10 protein-coding genes are annotated in these 16,883 nt (G+C 70.4%); 5 read left to right on the top strand and 5 right to left on the bottom strand.

The genetic code is table 11. The features are described from left to right. Window positions 1-484, bottom strand: a 484-nt coding sequence (locus CCL05_RS34315) for an ADP-ribosylglycohydrolase family protein (protein ID WP_208641678.1), incomplete at its 3' end; no start/stop codon positions are given. A 226-nt stretch (window positions 485-710) separates the two neighbouring features. Between CCL05_RS34315 and CCL05_RS34310 the strand changes: the two genes are divergently transcribed. From CCL05_RS34310 to CCL05_RS34300, 3 genes are all read left to right on the top strand, one after another. Then, on the top strand, window positions 711-1,442 hold the full coding sequence (locus tag CCL05_RS34310; RefSeq protein ID WP_086564557.1) for a VIT1/CCC1 transporter family protein: 732 nt from the start codon (window positions 711-713) through the stop codon (window positions 1,440-1,442). Window positions 1,443-1,824: 382 nt separating this feature from the next. Next, window positions 1,825-6,423, top strand: a complete 4,599-nt coding sequence (gltB, locus tag CCL05_RS34305; RefSeq protein WP_086564556.1) for a glutamate synthase large subunit — start codon at window positions 1,825-1,827, stop codon at window positions 6,421-6,423. Next, window positions 6,416-7,879, top strand: coding sequence for a glutamate synthase subunit beta (locus CCL05_RS34300; protein ID WP_086564555.1), 1,464 nt, complete (start codon window positions 6,416-6,418; stop codon window positions 7,877-7,879). The genes gltB and CCL05_RS34300 overlap by 8 nt, the downstream gene beginning before the upstream one ends. Window positions 7,880-8,008: 129 nt before the next feature. Here the strand turns inward: CCL05_RS34300 and CCL05_RS34295 are convergent, their stop codons facing one another. From CCL05_RS34295 to CCL05_RS34285, 3 genes are read right to left on the bottom strand one after another with little or no spacing between them, the layout of a single operon-like run. After that, window positions 8,009-8,464: a hypothetical protein gene (locus CCL05_RS34295; protein WP_086564554.1), complete on the bottom strand. Its 456-nt coding sequence runs from the start codon at window positions 8,462-8,464 to the stop codon at window positions 8,009-8,011. Next, window positions 8,461-8,802: a hypothetical protein gene (locus CCL05_RS34290; RefSeq protein WP_086564553.1), complete on the bottom strand. Its 342-nt coding sequence runs from the start codon at window positions 8,800-8,802 to the stop codon at window positions 8,461-8,463. Before CCL05_RS34290 ends, CCL05_RS34295 begins: the two co-directional genes overlap by 4 nt. Beyond that, window positions 8,799-13,976, bottom strand: coding sequence for an HD domain-containing protein (locus CCL05_RS34285; protein WP_279629955.1), 5,178 nt, complete (start codon window positions 13,974-13,976; stop codon window positions 8,799-8,801). Before CCL05_RS34285 ends, CCL05_RS34290 begins: the two co-directional genes overlap by 4 nt. A gap of 117 nt (window positions 13,977-14,093) precedes the next feature. Here CCL05_RS34285 and CCL05_RS34280 point away from each other — a divergent pair, with 117 nt between their 5' ends. Further along, window positions 14,094-14,828 carry a vWA domain-containing protein gene (locus CCL05_RS34280; protein ID WP_086564551.1) on the top strand — a complete coding sequence of 245 codons (735 nt, stop codon included), beginning with the start codon at window positions 14,094-14,096 and terminating at the stop codon, window positions 14,826-14,828. Between the two features lie 122 nt (window positions 14,829-14,950). Continuing rightward, on the top strand, window positions 14,951-16,609 hold the full coding sequence (gene qcrB / locus CCL05_RS34275; RefSeq protein WP_086564550.1) for a cytochrome bc1 complex cytochrome b subunit: 1,659 nt from the start codon (window positions 14,951-14,953) through the stop codon (window positions 16,607-16,609). Here the strand turns inward: qcrB and CCL05_RS34270 are convergent. Then, a partial coding sequence (locus CCL05_RS34270; protein WP_279629954.1) for an acyl-CoA dehydrogenase family protein occupies window positions 16,581-16,883 on the bottom strand: 303 nt, incomplete at its 5' end. The two genes, qcrB and CCL05_RS34270, sit on opposite strands and share 29 nt — an antisense overlap.

The following is a 16,883-nucleotide window of genomic DNA, read 5'->3' as shown; positions in this document are numbered from 1 at the left end:
TTCGGGGTGTTCGCGCCGGGCGGCCCGGCGCGAACACCCCGAAGGGGGCCGCGCGCATGGCCAGACCGTCGCTCCAGGCGTGCCGGTGCTGGGCGGAGATGGGGGCGGCCAGGCCCCGCCGGAGGTTCTCCAGCGTGCCGCGCTCACTGAAACCGGCGCCCCGGAAGGGGCCCTCGTCCCGGTCGGCGATCCACTCGTGCCAGGCCGCCTCCACGTGCGCGGGGGTCAGTGCCGAGCCGTGCCGGGCCAGGAGGAGGCCCGAGAAGATCGCGTACTCGGTGTCGTCCGTGCCGGCGGGGTGCTCGGCGACGTAGCCGGTGATACGGCCCCACCGCGCGCGGATCTCGGAGGGCTTCAGGTTCTCGGCCGGGGCCCCGAGCGCGTCACCGACAGCCAGGCCCAGGAGGGCGCCACGTGCGCGTGCGCGGAGTTCGGTGGCGTCCCCGGGCGCCGGTACGGAGGGGATGCAGGCGATCGATGCCATGGGGAAGGTGTCCCACTGCGGCGACCGCCCCGAGCCTCGGGAGCCACAGCATCACCCGGTCGACATCTGTGCAAGATCACCATCAAGTGAGCGCGGAAGGGTAAAACCGCAGGTTAGCGCAGCCTTTCCTTGCTGGCGGTCTCGGAATTCACGGCGTACTTTGTGTGTTGTAAAAATCTGGAACTCGTCCAGAGAAACGGTTCGGCAAGGGGAGCGGGGATATTTCATGGCCATCATCGAGACCGAGGCGGCGCTGCACGAGGCGCACCGGGACAACCACACCCACCGGGACGTCAACGGCGGCTGGCTGCGTCCCGCGGTGTTCGGTGCGATGGACGGCCTCGTCTCCAACCTGGCCCTGATGACCGGTGTCGCGGGCGGCTCGGTCGGCCAGCACACCGTCGTCCTCACCGGCCTCGCGGGCCTGGCCGCCGGCGCCTTCTCCATGGCCGCCGGCGAGTACACCTCCGTCGCCTCGCAGCGCGAGCTCGTCGAGGCCGAGCTGGACGTGGAGCGGCGCGAGCTGCGCAAGCACCCGAAGGACGAGGAGGCCGAGCTCGCCGCGCTCTACCGGGCGCGCGGAGTCGAGGCGCGACTGGCCGACGAGGTCGCCCGGCAGCTGTCGAAAGACCCCGAGCAGGCGCTGGAGATCCATGCCCGGGAGGAGCTGGGTATCGACCCCGGCGACCTGCCCTCGCCCACCGTGGCCGCGGTGTCGAGCTTCGGCTCCTTCGCGCTGGGCGCGCTGATCCCCGTCCTGCCCTATCTGCTGGGTGCGAGCAGCCTCTGGCCGGCCGTGCTGCTGGCGCTGCTCGGGCTCTTCCTGTGCGGCGCGGTGGTGGCCCGGGTGACGGCCCGCACCTGGTGGTACAGCGGGCTGCGGCAGCTGTTCCTGGGAGGCGCTGCGGCCGGTGTGACGTACGCCCTGGGCAGCTTGTTCGGAACGGCCGTAGGATAGCTCGGCTCGGACTTATGCGAGGGGCCGTATAAGTAGCCGTTACTTGCTGGTTTCGAACGCGCAATCACCGGGCATGAGCCGTAAGCGCTGCGGGCAATGAGGCCCGTGGGCGCGCTCGGCGGGGTGGGCGAAGACGCCCGTCCCCGCCCCAGGCCCGACGGGCATCGATCTCACCCGGTCGTTCCGTACGGGCCCCCCATAGCTTCCACCGTCGGTGCGGTACCCCCGCCGCGAGCCGCTGGTGTCCGCATGTTGGGACGGATTATCCCGGTTCCCGAGAACCGCTCCATCATGTAACCTGCACGAAATTTTGCGATCACGCGAGGGCCAACGTCGTCCCTCGGCACCATGCATATGCCACATGACGACGACGGGAGAGCCGATGCGTACGCCGCGCCAGCCGTCCCAGCATTCCGCGAATGGCCAGAACTGGTCCTTCATGGATGCTCGCCCTGCTGCGCAGGGTATGTACGACCCCCGCAACGAGCACGACGCCTGTGGCGTCGGCTTCGTCGCCACCCTTACCGGCGAGGCGTCCCACACCCTGGTCGAGCAGGCCCTGACCGTCCTGCGCAACCTCGAACACCGCGGTGCCACCGGCTCCGAGCCCGACTCCGGCGACGGCGCCGGCATCCTGTCGCAGGTCCCGGACGCCTTCTTCCGTGACGTGGCCGGATTCGAACTGCCCGCGGCGGGTGCCTACGCCGTCGGCACCGCCTTCCTGCCGGAGGACTCCGCCGCCGACGCCGTCTCGCGCATCGAGACGATCGCGGCCGAAGAGGGCCTGACCGTCCTCGGCTGGCGCGAGGTGCCGGTCGCCCCCCAGCTGCTGGGTGCCACCGCCCGGTCGACCATGCCGGTCTTCCGCCAGATCTTCGTCGGCGACGGCGTTTCGGAGGGCATCGCCCTCGACCGCAAGGCCTTCGTGCTGCGCAAGCGCGCCGAGCGCGAGGCCGGCGTGTACTTCCCGTCGCTGTCCGCGCGGACCATCGTCTACAAGGGCATGCTGACCACCGGCCAGCTGGAGCCCTTCTTCCCGGACCTGTCCGACCGCCGCTTCGCCTCCGCGATCGCGCTCGTGCACTCCCGGTTCTCGACGAACACCTTCCCGTCGTGGCCGCTGGCCCACCCGTACCGCTTCGTCGCGCACAACGGTGAGATCAACACCGTCAAGGGCAACCGCAACTGGATGGTGGCCCGCGAGTCGCAGCTCGTCTCGGACCTGTTCGGGTCGGACGAGAAGGCCATCGAGCGGATCTTCCCGGTCTGTACGCCGGACGCCTCCGACTCCGCCTCCTTCGACGAGGTCCTCGAACTCCTGCACCTCGGCGGCCGTTCCCTGCCGCACTCCGTGCTGATGATGATCCCGGAGGCGTGGGAGAACCACGACTCCATGGACCCCAGCCGGCGCGCCTTCTACCAGTTCCACTCCAACCTGATGGAGCCCTGGGACGGCCCGGCCTGCGTCACCTTCACCGACGGCACCCAGGTCGGCGCCGTGCTCGACCGCAACGGCCTGCGCCCCGGCCGCTACTGGGTCACCGACGACGGCCTCGTCGTCCTCGGCTCCGAGGTCGGCGTCCTCGACATCGACCCGGCCAAGGTCGTCCGCAAGGGCCGCCTGCAGCCCGGCCGCATGTTCCTCGTCGACACCGCCGAGCACCGCATCATCGAGGACGACGAGATCAAGGCCGAGCTCGCCGCCGAGCAGCCGTACGGGGAGTGGCTGGAGGCCGGCGAGATCGAGCTCTCCGACCTGCCCGAGCGCGAGCACATCGTCCACACCCACGCCTCGGTCACCCGCCGCCAGCAGACCTTCGGCTACACCGAGGAGGAGCTGCGCGTCCTCCTCGCGCCGATGGCCAAGGCCGGTGCCGAGCCCATCGGCTCGATGGGCACCGACTCGCCGATCGCCGCGCTGTCGGACCGCCCGCGCCTGCTCTTCGACTACTTCACCCAGCTGTTCGCCCAGGTCACCAACCCGCCGCTGGACGCCATCCGCGAGGAGCTCGTCACCTCGCTGCGCTCCTCGCTGGGCCCGCAGGGCAACCTGCTCGACCCGAGCGCGGCCTCCTGCCGCAGCGTCGTGCTGCCCTTCCCGGTGATCGACAACGACGAGCTGGCCAAGCTCATCCACATCAACGCCGACGGCGACATGCCCGGCTTCAAGGCCGCGACCCTGTCCGGCCTGTACCGGGTGCACGGCGGCGGCGAGGCCCTCGCCGCGCGGATCGACGAGATGTGCGCCGAGGCCGACGCCGCGATCGAGAACGGCGCCCGCCTGATCGTCCTGTCGGACCGCCACTCGGACGCCGAGCACGCGCCGATCCCCTCGCTGCTGCTCACCGCGGCCGTCCACCACCACCTCATCCGCACCAAGCAGCGCACCCAGGTGGGCCTGCTGGTGGAGGCCGGTGACGTCCGCGAGGTCCACCACGTCGCCCTGCTCATCGGCTACGGCGCCGCCGCCGTCAACCCGTACCTGGCGATGGAGTCCGTCGAGGACCTGGTCCGCGCCGGCACCTTCCTGCCCGGCATCGAGTCCGAGAAGGCCATCCGCAACCTCATCTACGCCCTGGGCAAGGGCGTGCTGAAGGTCATGTCCAAGATGGGCATCTCGACCGTCGCCTCCTACCGCGGCGCCCAGGTCTTCGAGGCGGTCGGTCTCGACGAGACCTTCGTCGAGAAGTACTTCAACGGCACGGCCACCAAGATCGGCGGCGTCGGCATCGACGTCATCGCCAAGGAGGTCGCCGCCCGGCACGCCAAGGCCTACCCGGCCTCCGGCATCGCCCCGGCGCACCGCGCCCTCGACATAGGCGGCGAGTACCAGTGGCGCCGCGAGGGCGAGCCGCACCTGTTCGACCCGGAGACGGTCTTCCGCCTCCAGCACTCCACGCGCTCCGGCCGCTACGACATCTTCAAGAAGTACACCGAGCGCGTGAACGAGCAGTCCGAGCGGCTGATGACGCTGCGCGGCCTGTTCGGCTTCAAGTCCGACCGGGGGCCCATCCCGATCGACGAGGTCGAGCCGGTCTCCGAGATCGTCAAGCGGTTCTCGACGGGCGCCATGTCGTACGGCTCCATCTCGCAGGAGGCGCACGAGACCCTCGCCATCGCCATGAACCAGCTGGGCGGCAAGTCCAACACCGGTGAGGGCGGCGAGGACGCGGAGCGCCTGTACGACCCGGCCCGCCGGTCGTCCATCAAGCAGGTCGCCTCCGGCCGCTTCGGTGTGACCTCCGAGTACCTGGTCAACTCCGACGACATCCAGATCAAGATGGCCCAGGGCGCCAAGCCCGGGGAGGGCGGCCAGCTGCCCGGCCACAAGGTCTACCCGTGGGTCGCCAAGACGCGGCACTCGACGCCGGGCGTCGGCCTCATCTCGCCGCCCCCGCACCACGACATCTACTCCATCGAGGACCTGGCCCAGCTGATCCACGACCTGAAGAACGCGAACCCGCAGGCGCGGATTCACGTCAAGCTGGTCTCCGAGGTCGGTGTCGGCACGGTCGCCGCGGGTGTCTCCAAGGCGCACGCGGACGTCGTCCTCATCTCCGGCCACGACGGCGGCACCGGCGCCTCGCCGCTCACGTCGCTGAAGCACGCCGGCGGACCCTGGGAGCTCGGCCTCGCCGAGACCCAGCAGACGCTGCTGCTCAACGGCCTGCGCGACCGCATCGTCGTCCAGACCGACGGCCAGCTGAAGACCGGTCGTGACGTGGTCATCGCCGCGCTGCTCGGCGCCGAGGAGTTCGGTTTCGCGACCGCGCCGCTCGTCGTCTCCGGCTGCGTCATGATGCGCGTCTGCCACCTGGACACCTGCCCGGTCGGCATCGCCACGCAGAACCCGGTGCTGCGCGAGCGGTACAACGGCAAGGCCGAGTACGTCGTGAACTTCTTCCAGTACATCGCGCAGGAGGTCCGCGAGATCCTCGCCGAGCTGGGCTTCCGCTCCATCGAGGAGGCCGTCGGCCACGCCGAGACCCTCGACGTCACGCGTGCCGTGGACCACTGGAAGGCGCAGGGCCTGGACCTGGCACCGCTGTTCCACGTGCCCGAGCTGCCCGAGGGCGCGGTCCGCCACCGGCTGATCGCCCAGGACCACGGTCTGGAGAAGGCGCTCGACAACCAGCTGATCAAGCTCGCCGCGGACGCCCTGTCCGCCTCGGACGCCACCGAGGCCCAGCCGGTCCGCGCGCAGGTGCAGATCCGCAACATCAACCGCACGGTCGGCACCATGCTCGGCCACGAGGTGACGAAGAAGTTCGGTGGCGCCGGCCTGCCCGACGACACCATCGACATCACCTTCACCGGGTCCGCCGGCCAGTCCTTCGGCGCCTTCGTGCCGCGCGGTGTCACGCTGCGTCTGGAGGGCGACGCCAACGACTACGTCGGCAAGGGCCTCTCCGGCGGGCGGCTCGTGGTCCGCCCGGACCGCGCGGCCGACCACCTCGCCGAGTACAGCGTCATCGCCGGCAACACCATCGGCTACGGCGCCACCGGCGGCGAGATGTTCCTGCGCGGCAAGGTCGGCGAGCGGTTCTGCGTCCGCAACTCCGGTGCGACGGTCGTCTCCGAGGGCGTGGGCGACCACGGCTGCGAGTACATGACCGGCGGCCACGCGGTGGTGCTCGGCGAGACGGGCCGCAACTTCGCGGCCGGTATGTCCGGCGGTATCGCGTACGTCATCGACCTGGACCGCGACAACGTCAACGTCGGCAACCTGGACGCGGTCGAGGCGCTGGACGACACCGACAAGCAGTGGCTGCACGACGTGGTCCGCCGCCACCAGGAGGAGACGGGCTCCACCGTCGCCGAGAAGCTCCTGGCCGAGTGGGACACCGCCGTCGAGCGCTTCAGCAAGATCATCCCCAGCACGTACAAGGCAGTGCTCGCCGCCAAGGACGCCGCCGAGCGAGCCGGTCTCTCCGAGACCGAGACCCACGAGAAGATGATGGAGGCGGCGATCAATGGCTGACCCGAAGGGCTTCCTGAACCACGGGCGCGAGGTCGCCAAGTCCCGCCCCGTCGAGGAGCGCGTCCGGGACTGGAACGAGGTCTACGTCCCCGGCTCCCTGCTGCCGATCATCAGCAAGCAGGCCAGCCGCTGCATGGACTGCGGCATCCCGTTCTGCCACAACGGCTGTCCGCTCGGGAACCTGATCCCGGAGTGGAACGACTACGCCTACCGCGAGGACTGGGCCGCCGCCTCCGAGCGGCTGCACGCGACGAACAACTTCCCGGAGTTCACGGGCCGGCTGTGCCCCGCTCCCTGTGAGTCGGCGTGTGTGCTCGGCATCAACCAGCCGCCGGTCACCATCAAGAACGTCGAGGTCTCGATCATCGACAAGGCGTGGGAGACCGGGGACGTCGCCCCGCAGATCCCCGAGCGCCTGTCCGGCAAGACCGTCGCCGTCATCGGCTCGGGCCCGGCCGGTCTGGCCGCCGCCCAGCAGCTGACGCGGGCCGGCCACACCGTCGCCGTCTACGAGCGCGCGGACCGCATCGGAGGCCTCCTCCGCTACGGCATCCCCGAGTTCAAGATGGAGAAGCGGCACATCAACCGCCGTATCGAGCAGATGCGCGCGGAGGGCACCCGCTTCCGCACCGGCATCGAGATCGGCCGCGACCTGAAGGCGACGGACCTGAAGAAGCGCTACGACGCGGTCGTCCTGGCCGTCGGCGCCACCACGGCCCGTGACCTGCCGGTGCCCGGCCGCGAGCTCAAGGGCATCTACCAGGCCATGGAGTACCTGCCCCTGTCGAACAAGGTCCAGGAGGGCGACTACGTGGCGCCCCCGATCTCGGCCGAGGGCAAGCACGTCGTGGTCATCGGCGGCGGCGACACCGGCGCCGACTGCGTCGGTACGGCCCACCGCCAGGGCGCGGCCTCCGTCACGCAGCTGGAGATCATGCCCCGCCCGAACGACGAGCGGCACCCGACGAACCAGCCCTGGCCGACCTTCCCCATGCTCTACAAGGTCACCTCGGCGCACGAGGAGGGCGGCGAGCGCGTCTACTCGGTCTCGACGACCCACTTCGAGGGCGACGAGGACGGCAACGTGCAGTGGCTGCACCTCACCGAGGTGGAGTTCATCGACGGCCGGCTGACCCCGAAGCCGGGCACCGAGCGCAAGATCCCCGCCCAGCTGGTCACCCTCGCCATGGGCTTCACCGGCACCGACCGCGAGAACGGCCTGGTCGAGCAGTTCGGCCTGGAGCTCGACGAGCGCGGCAACATCGCCCGCGACGAGGACTACCAGACCAACGTGCCGGGCGTGTTCGTCGCCGGTGACGCGGGCCGCGGCCAGTCGCTCATCGTGTGGGCGATCGCCGAGGGCCGCTCGGCGGCGCGCGGGGTGGACCGCCACCTCACGGGCGCCAGCGAGCTGCCGGCGCCGATCCGCCCGACGGACCGTGCGCTGATGGTCTGACCGAGCCCATGAGACAAGTGACCTGACGGTCACCCATGAACGTCCCGCACAAAGGCGTGCGGAACACCGATAGCGCCTGCCCCACAGTCCCCGACCGGACGACCGGGCAGGCGCTGTCGCCTTTCCCCGCTACTTTCCGCCGGGCACGACCCACGTGACGATCACCGCGGCGGCGACGCACAGGACACCGGCCAGGGCGAGCCAGCGCGCGCACTCCACCAGCAGCCAGATGGTCTTCGTCCGCTTCTTCTCGTACCGCAGCAGCCTGCCCGCCTCCAGCAGGATCTCCTCACCGGGCCGTCCGTGCACGGCCAGAACGCCCAGCCAGGAAGCGGCGATCAGGGCGAGGAACCCGGCGATCAGCAGCCCGGTCACCCACCAGCGCGGCGTGTCCGCCAGCTTGCTCAGGTCCTCCTGGCCCTTCAGCACGAACACCGCCGCAAGCAGGCCGGTGAGCGAGGCGAGGAAGTTGCGGTACCCCTCGGCCTGATGCAGCGCCGCCTGCAACTGCCGATCCGGGGAGGCCATCTCGCGACAGCGGCGGTCCGCGTCGCGGAGCTGCTGTGGCGTGGGCGTGAACGTCATGGCGTCGCCCCGGGCTGCCCGGGCGAGGGCGGCGCCGCGATGGTCAGCAGGGCGCCGCAGCCCCGGGGCTCGCTCGCGGGGCGGTTCATGTGCAGGGTGCGGCACTGACACAGGGTGTGGAACGGCTCGGGCCCCGGCTCCTCGCGCCGGTCGAAGAAGCCGCCCTTGGCGACCGGGGGCTGCCCGAAGGGCCAGGTCCTCGTCATCGGGCAGGTGCAGACCGGGCAGGTCCCGGAGGCTTCGTACTGGGCGTCGTCGCCGTTCCTGCGCACGACCCAGCGGAAAGTGAGGACGGGGGTGTGGACGGCGTCGGGGTCGTACTCGATCGGGGGCGTCACTCGGCGGTGCCTTCCAGGTGAGGGGCTTCGGCGGAGAGTTCGAGGGAGAAGAGGTCCGCATACCGGGCCAGCCGCTCGCGCACTTGGCTCTCGGGCAGGTCCGTCTCCTCCGCGCTGAGCGTGATGTGGTCCTCGGAAACGACGCCGGCCAGGGCGGGGGCCCGGCCGGTGAGCTGCTCGGTGAGGATGATCAGGTCCTGCCAGTCGGGGACCCGGTCGGCCACCTCGACCTCGGGCCTGCCGACGGTGACGTCCAGTCCCAGGCAGGCGAAGGGGGCGTAGCGGTCGTACGTCGTGCCGAGGGTCCAGTCGAAGCGGCCGGCTGTGCGGACGAGTTCGAGGGGGCCGAGGACACAGGACTCGTCGCCGATGCCGAGGAGACCCGGGCTGAAGGCGGCGAGGTCGAACAGGTCCGGTGTGTGGTCCCGCACGGCCGCGAACTCGGGGCTGTCGGGGGCGCAGGGGGGTGGAGGCGCGCCGAGCGGGACGAAGCGGGCCAGGTGCTCAAGGGATGCGGCGAGGGTGCGGCGCATGCCGTACGCGTGGTGCAGCAGTCGCGAGAGCCGGAGGTCCGGCAGAAATCCGCTCGACGAGTGCCGCAGGAGTGCGGTGACGTCCTGGGACGTCGCTTGCAGGTCCAGGACTGCGGGGTCCGGCCGGGTGACGGAGACGGGCAGGATCTGGTCCTGTCCTGTCAGCCGCTGCACGATGTCGCCGATGGGGCGCCGCTCCGAGGCGCTGAGCTGGACGAGGACCGGGGGTGTCACGCCCTGCTCGTCCAGATGCCTGCCGGACGCCGCGATCGTGTGTCCACGGGTGAGGGGGTGGTCCCAGACCTCCAGTTGCCGCACGGTCTCCTCGATGCGGTCCTCGAAACCCGGGGCGAGCAGGCCCGCCGTATTCAGGCGCCGCAGGAGCTTGTCGATCTCGTCGAGGTCGATGTCCGACCGGGGCGACAGGCTCGGGGTGCGAGAGGCCCTGCGCGTGATGACCCTGATGAACTCCCAGGGCGAGACACCGGCGCCACGGCGACGGATCGCAGAGAGCACTTCGGCCGCCAGGGAGGAGGGGATCCAGTCGGCCACCTCGGCGGGCGGCTCGTCGGCGCGTATCCCGGTCACCGGCGTCAGCGCGTTTACCCGTGCGGCCACTTCACTGGGCGGAGTTTGCAACTCCGCGGCCAGCACGAGCAGGCTGGCCATCCGGAGATCGTCGCCACGCCGAAGTGTCCTGTCCCGGTGGACGCTCATTGCCCCGCCGAACAGGGGCCGCTCCATCGCATCGAGTGGACCGTGCGCGACGGCCGCAGGCGAGGGCTCTTCCCGCAGCGAGAAGCCGAGCGGCTCGAACCGCCGGACACGCTCCGCCAAGTCGCTGACAGGCACCCCCGGCTCGGCCCGGGTCAGAAGGTCGACGACCCCCAGCTCACCGGGCCACAGATGCCGTTCCTCGTTCAGTTCCTTGCTTACCAGCAGTGCGGCGTCGCCGCGGGTGGGGACCTCGGCGGCCAGGTCGGCGTCCAGGACGGGTGGGGGCGGCAACTCAAACTGCCAGGTCCGCAGTTCTTCCAGGAGAGCGACAGCGTCCGCGAGGCGCAGGCGATACCGCGCAGCGATCAGCAGGAGCGGAGCGTACAGGGCCGGTTTGTGCAAAGTCCGTGCGCGCTGCATGGAACGCCACATCCTGGACAACTCCACCAGTTTCTTCGTGGGCCGTGCCGTCCTTAGCCCGCGGATTTCCGTCGCGGCGGGAACCTGCGCGCCCAGGATCGCGTAGCGGCGGAGGGCCTTGAGGGGCTCTCCCGACGGCGTGTGTGTCAGGTGTGCAGCGCGCAGTACGGTCTCCCACCCGCGTGGGGCGGAGTCCTTCGGGAAGAGGATCGCGTCCATGCTGGCCGGGACGGGATACCCAGGCGGCAGGAACGTCTTCCCCTCCTGGTGAAGAGCGAGCCGTGCCTTCTGCCACTGTTTGGCGAGGGCGCTCTGGTACTCGCCGAGCAACCCACGCCAGGGGCCTCGGACGTCCTCGTTGCTCTCGTCCATGGGCAGGCATCCGGCGGTTGCGAGAGGTATCGAACGGGGCAGGGTCTGATGCCGAATTCCTGCCGTGGGGAAGATGATGGCCGCGGTGTTGTCCGGCAGCGAGTCGAGCACGACGAAGGCGAGCCGGGGCGATTTCTCGGCGAGGTCCCACAGCCACTGCAGGAGGACCTCCCGCCACCGCGCGGCGGCCCTCGGCGCGGCATCCAGCAGCTCGGACGTCACTGCCTCCTCGTCGTACGAGATAAGGCTGTTGCGATCCACGCTGGGCTCCGGCCGATGCCGTTCCCGCAGATTGACGATATGGCCGTACGACTCCGGCGCGTCCTTGATGACGACTCCGTCCAGCAGCCACCCTCCTGGCCCCTGCACCAGCCAGATGTCCCGGGCGCCCTGGACGGCGTCGCCGTACCAGGGCTTGGGGGTGGGAGGCATGAGCGCTCCGGGCTCCCAGCGCCGGTGCCGTACGACCGTCCGGGTGTCGTCCTTGGTGAGCTCTCGTGCCTCCACCTCGAAGTCCGCCACCCACAGGAAGGACTCGAGCGTGTCCACCAACGAGGGCGGGACGGTGGAATCCTCGCCCAGATAGAGCCGCACCCGCGTCCCACCGTCCAGCGCCACATGCGGATCCTGGCCGATCCGCAGCAGCCCCGAGCCCGACTGGATGTCGGCGCGCAGCGGCTCCAGTTGGAGCGCGCGGCCGTAGTGGTCCACGGGGCTCGTCCAGACGACGACTTCCTCGGCCAGCATGAAGTAGCTGAACACGCCGATGCCGAAACGGGAGTTGAGAGGCATCTCGCCGAGTTCGGCGCGACGCCAGTTGCGGCGCTCCTGGACGAACTCCGGGTCCTGCTCGTACCGCTTGCCGGCACGGGCGAACATCGAGGTCAGCTTGGCGCGGTTCATGCCGGAGCCGTTGTCGGTGCACTCGATGTACGGCCTGCCGTCGGCGTCCCAGCCCTGCGTGAACGTGATCCTCGGCTGCCAGTCGGGCCCGGGACGCCCCTGCACCGCCCCGTACTGCCGGCGCATGTCGCGGTAGCGGCAGGCGTCCAGGGCGTTCTGGTACAGCTCGCGCACCGCCAGCATGGGATCGCCGTAGAGCTGGGTGCCCATCAGCAGGGGACGGATCTCGTCCTCGGCCAGCCGGAAGCGTTCCAGCGGCTGCTTGTACCGCTCGGCCACGGGGACGAGCTGGTCGGTGGTGACGCGCTCGGGGAAACCGCGCAGCAGGGCCGGCGGGGTCGTCCGGGCCTTCTGGCACTCCTGGTGCAGCAGGCTCACGGTCGCGTTCGTGCGCGCGGCGAGCTCCTCGACGGCCACGTGCAGCGCCGGATGGGGGCAGGCGAACCGGACGGTGAGTTGGTAGGGGTCGTCGTCCCGTTCGCCCAGGAGCGTCACGTCGTAGCCGAAGTCGGCGGACAGGGCGGCCACCACGTCGTCCGGGTCCAGGGGCTCGTGGGCGCCGAGGTGGTCGACGAGGACACTCGACATCCGGCGCGGATCGGCGGCCTGGAGGCCGGCCGTCCACAGCAGACGGGCCAGGTCTGAGGCGCGCCACTGGTTCCCGGGCACCGGCGGGTAGGTGCTCCAGTCGTCACCGCCGCGCGCGTCGTTGATACGCGGGCTGGTGCTCGGATGGACCGTCAGATGGCCGAGGACCTGGCGCACCTGGCCGTCGATGGTGAGCCTGGTCGCCTCTCTGACCGGTGTTCCCGTGGGGTCGGCGGCCGCGTCCAGGATCGCGCTCACCAGCAGGTCGAGGATCGTGTCCACGGCCGGGTAGTCGCCCGTGCGTTCCCACAGCAGGTCCCAGTCGGTGATGAAGCGGTGCCGCAGCCAGTGGTCGGCGGCCGCCGTCTGCTCCTTGAGGCCGCGGCGGCGCAGAGTCGCGACGGTGCGCCGGACCTGGGAGTGCGCGCGGGCCACGTCGTGGGCGGCGTCCCGGACCAGGCGGTCGTGGCCTTCGAGGGCGTCGTCCGCGGCGCTCTTGACGTCCATGCCCTCGGGCATCGTCCTGCGCAGTTCCTCCAGCGCGATCGCGACGACGCCCTCCTGCACGACGGGCGCGGCGAGAAGCGCCGCCGTCTCGGCGGGCGAGAGCAGGTCGCGGCCCTCCAGACGGGCCCGCTTGACCAGCGTCTCCGTCCGGTCGACCACCCGGACCGGATAGGTGGGGTCGGTCCACGGGTCGTCCCGGTGCGCGCCCTCGGTGGAGAGGGAGTCCACGATGTGCTCGACCAGCTCGCCGAGCCGCTTCTTGACCCGCTCGTGCACGGCCGCGGTACCCGACGTGTACTCCCACAGGGACGACTGCTCGATCATCGTCGTCCATCGATACGCCTCCTGCGCGCCCTCGCACAGCACGGGGCCGGGGCCGTCCGCGTCCAGGCCGTGCGGGACATACCGGTCGACAGCGGGCGGCATGACGCCCGCGTCGGAGGCGGTCCGGCGCACCGCCGTGCGGGTGTAGCGGACGAGGTCGGCGAAGGTGGTCGGCTGGGTCGTCGGCGCGAGCGCTTTGGCGAGCGCCCGGCCGAACCAACTGCCGTCCTGCGGGTCGGCGTAGGAGCGTTCGCCCCGGCTGCAGCTGTACAGCCAGTACACGTCCTCGGCGGCCGAGAGCACGGTCCTCCTGCTCTGCTCGGCCAGCGGCGTCGGCTCCTCGGTGCGGCAGAGGTCCAGGCACACGACCGTCGTCACGCCGGCGGGCAGCCCGTCGAGCAGTCCCTCGGGGTCGGCGGCTATGAGCGTGCGGTCGAGGAGCGACCGGCCACCGGCCGGGTCCATACGGCCCGGCTGTACGTCGGCGGGCAGGAGATGCTCCCGCTTGCCCACGGTCGTACCGTGACAGGACACGTAGAGGAACGCCGTGTCGCCGGGGGAGCACTCGTCGAAGAACTCCTGGAGGGCGCCGAGCAGTTGGAAGCCGCCCGGGTCGAGCAGCGGCCGTACCTCGTAGTGTGACTGGCGCAGCGCACGGCTCACGAGCTCGACGTCCTCGACGGCACTGTCCAGAGCGGGGAAACGCCGGGCCAGATGCTCGTCCCGCTCCAGTGCGGGGGTCCGCCCCACCCCGACGACCAAAGCCCGTCGTCTGCCCGCTCCAGGGGCCTCGGCCTGTCCCGGTTTCACGCGTCCCCCTCATGCATTTCACGAGTAGGACATCATCGCAGAGCGCGGGGGCCCGAGTGCCGTACTCTCAGGCTCTGTCCCGGTGATCGACAGCCGGTGACCGAGGGGGGAGCCCGGATGGCCGCGATCAGCCTCAGCAAGGTCCAGGAGACCGCCCCCGCGCTGGTCAGCCTGTACAAGAGCGCCGGGGTGTCGCTGCGCAAGCACGGCCTCGACGGCCTGCGCGCCGCGGTCTACCTCGTGGTCGATCACTCCGGCTCGATGAGGCCGTACTACAAGGACGGCAGCGTGCAGGCGCTGGCCGACCGGGTGCTCGGGCTGTCGGCGCACCTCGATGACGACGGCACCGTGCCGGTGGTGGTCTTCTCCACCGACGTCGACGCCGAGACCGAGATCGCTCTCTCCGACCACCAGGGGCGGATCGCCCGGATCGTGGCGGCGCTCGGGCACATGGGCAGGACCAGCTACCACCTGGCGATGGACGCCGTCATCGACCACTACCTCGACAGCGGGGCGACCGAGCCGGCCCTCGTGGTCTTCCAGACCGACGGCGGCCCCCTCAGCAGACTCGCCGCCGAACGGTACCTGTGCAAGGCGGCGAAGCTGCCGCTGTTCTGGCAGTTCATCGGCTTCGGCGACCCGGGCAGCAAGCAGTTCGACTTCCTGCGCAGGCTCGACGAGCTGGCCGTGCCGGGCAAGCGGGTCGTCGACAACGCCGGGTTCTTCCCCGCCGGCGAGGACCCGCGAAGGGTCTCGGACGCCGAGCTGTACGACCGCCTCGTGGGTGAGTTCCCGCAGTGGCTCGCGGCCGCCAGGGCCCAGGGGATCGTACGGGATCCCGGCAGCCGCTGAGCCGCCCGCTCGCTCCCCTGGCCCAACCGGCCCGCCCCTTGGCCCAACCGCCCATACGCCCCATTTGCGTGGCCGCGCCGCCGTGCCACGCTGGGAAGGATGCGACGGGGAGGCGACGACGTATGGGCGACGACGGCGCACGACGGGTGTACGAAACGGCTTCCGCTCGCCGGAGCCCTCCGGCCGGCAAGGGCGAGAAGCTCGCCGACTGGGCGGACGGGCGGCTCGGGCTCTACGCGCTGGCCAGGGCCAACATGCGCAAGGTCTTCCCGGACCACTGGTCCTTCATGCTGGGCGAGGTCACCCTCTACAGCTTCATCGTCCTGATCCTCACCGGCGTCTACCTCACCCTGTTCTTCGAGCCGAGCATGCAGGAGGTCGCCTACCAGGGGTCCTACACACAGCTCAACGGCGTGCTCATGTCCAAGGCGTTCGAGTCCACGCTGGACATCAGCTTCGACGTGCGCGGCGGGCTGCTGATCCGGCAGATCCACCACTGGGCCGCGCTGGTGTTCATCACGGGCATGCTGGTGCACATGATGCGGGTGTTCTTCACCGGCGCCTTCCGCAAGCCCCGCGAGCTCAACTGGGTCTTCGGCTGGACCCTGCTGATGCTCGGCATCATCACCGGCCTGACCGGCTACTCCCTCCCCGACGACCTGCTGTCCGGCACCGGCATCCGCTTCGCGCAGGGCGCGATCCTGTCGGTCCCGATCGTCGGGACGTACCTGTCGTTCTTCCTCTTCGGCGGGGAGTTCCCGGGCGAGGACATCATCGCGCGGCTGTACCCCGTCCACATCCTGCTGCTGCCCGGGATCATGCTGGGCCTGGTGACCGCCCATCTGATCCTGGTCTTCTACCACAAGCACACCCAGTTCCCGGGCCCCGGGCGCAAGGAGCGGTCGGTCGTCGGGATGCCCTTCCTGCCGGTCTACATGGCCAAGGCGGGCGGCTTCTTCTTCCTGGTCTTCGGTGTCCTGGCGGTCATGGGCGGCATCGCCCAGATCAACCCCGTGTGGGCCTTCGGCCCCTACCGCCCCGACCTCGTCACCACCGGCGCCCAGCCGGACTGGTACCTCGGGTTCTCGGAGGGGCTGATCCGGGTGATGCCGGGATGGGAGATCAACCTCTGGGGTCACACGCTTGTCCTCGGCGTCTTCATCCCCTTCTCGCTCTTCCCGCTGATCCTGCTCGCCATCGGCCTCTATCCCTTCATCGAGGCGTGGATCACGGGCGACAGACGCGAGCACCACATCCTGGACCGGCCGCGCAACGCGCCCGTGCGCACCGGCCTGGGCGTGGCCTGGCTGACCCTGTACGCGGTGCTGCTGATCGGCGGCGGCAACGACATCGTGGCCACGCATCTGCATCTGTCCATCAATGTGATCACCTGGTTCGTGCGGATCGGCGTCTTCGTGCTGCCGGTCGCCGCCTTCCTCGTCACGAAGAAGATCTGCATGGGCCTGCAGCGCCGCGACCGCGCCAAGGTGCTGCACGGCAGGGAGACCGGCACCATCAAACGGCTGCCGAACGGCGAGTACATCGAGGTGCACGAGCCCCTCTCGCAGGCGGAGCTGTTCACCCTCACCCAGCACGAGCAGCATCCGCCCTACGAGATGGGGCCCCTGGTCGACGCGGGGGGCGTCCGCCGCAAGGTCAAGCGGTCCGAGCGGCTGCGTGCCCGGCTCGCGAAGGCGATGTTCGGGCCGGACGCGCGGATCGAGAAACCGACGGTGGAGGAGTACCGGCAGATCACCAGCGGCGATCACCAGCGGCACTGACGACCAGGGCCCGGCACGCGTGGGGGTCGCCCCAGGCTGTGCGCAGGGCCCGGGCCTTGGTCAGCCACAGCGACAGGCCGTACTCCGCCGTGTAGCCGATCGCGCCGTGCAGGTGCAGTGCTGTGCGGGCGGTGCTGTACGCCGCCTCGCACGCGGCGGCCTTGGCGGCGGCGGCCTCGGCCGGCCGCAGGGCCAGGGCGGCTCCGAACACCAGCGGGCGCGCGAACTCCAGGGCGATCTTCGCGTCGGCCAGCCGGTGCTTGACCGCCTGGAA

This window comes from Streptomyces africanus, assembly GCF_002150735.1.
Lineage (GTDB): Bacteria > Actinomycetota > Actinomycetes > Streptomycetales > Streptomycetaceae > Streptomyces > Streptomyces africanus.
This window is presented reverse-complemented; position numbering and strand designations above follow the sequence as displayed.

Excerpts from the sequence above, each read along its gene's own strand:
- CCL05_RS34310 (WP_086564557.1), top strand. The coding sequence starts at position 711 with ATGGCCATCATCGAGACCGAGGCGGCGCTGCACGAGGCGCACCGGGAC.
- gltB (WP_086564556.1), top strand. The coding sequence starts at position 1,825 with ATGCGTACGCCGCGCCAGCCGTCCCAGCATTCCGCGAATGGCCAGAAC.
- CCL05_RS34300 (WP_086564555.1), top strand. The coding sequence starts at position 6,416 with ATGGCTGACCCGAAGGGCTTCCTGAACCACGGGCGCGAGGTCGCCAAG.
- CCL05_RS34295 (WP_086564554.1), bottom strand. The coding sequence starts at position 8,464 with ATGACGTTCACGCCCACGCCACAGCAGCTCCGCGACGCGGACCGCCGC.
- CCL05_RS34280 (WP_086564551.1), top strand. The coding sequence starts at position 14,094 with ATGGCCGCGATCAGCCTCAGCAAGGTCCAGGAGACCGCCCCCGCGCTG.
- qcrB (WP_086564550.1), top strand. The coding sequence starts at position 14,951 with ATGGGCGACGACGGCGCACGACGGGTGTACGAAACGGCTTCCGCTCGC.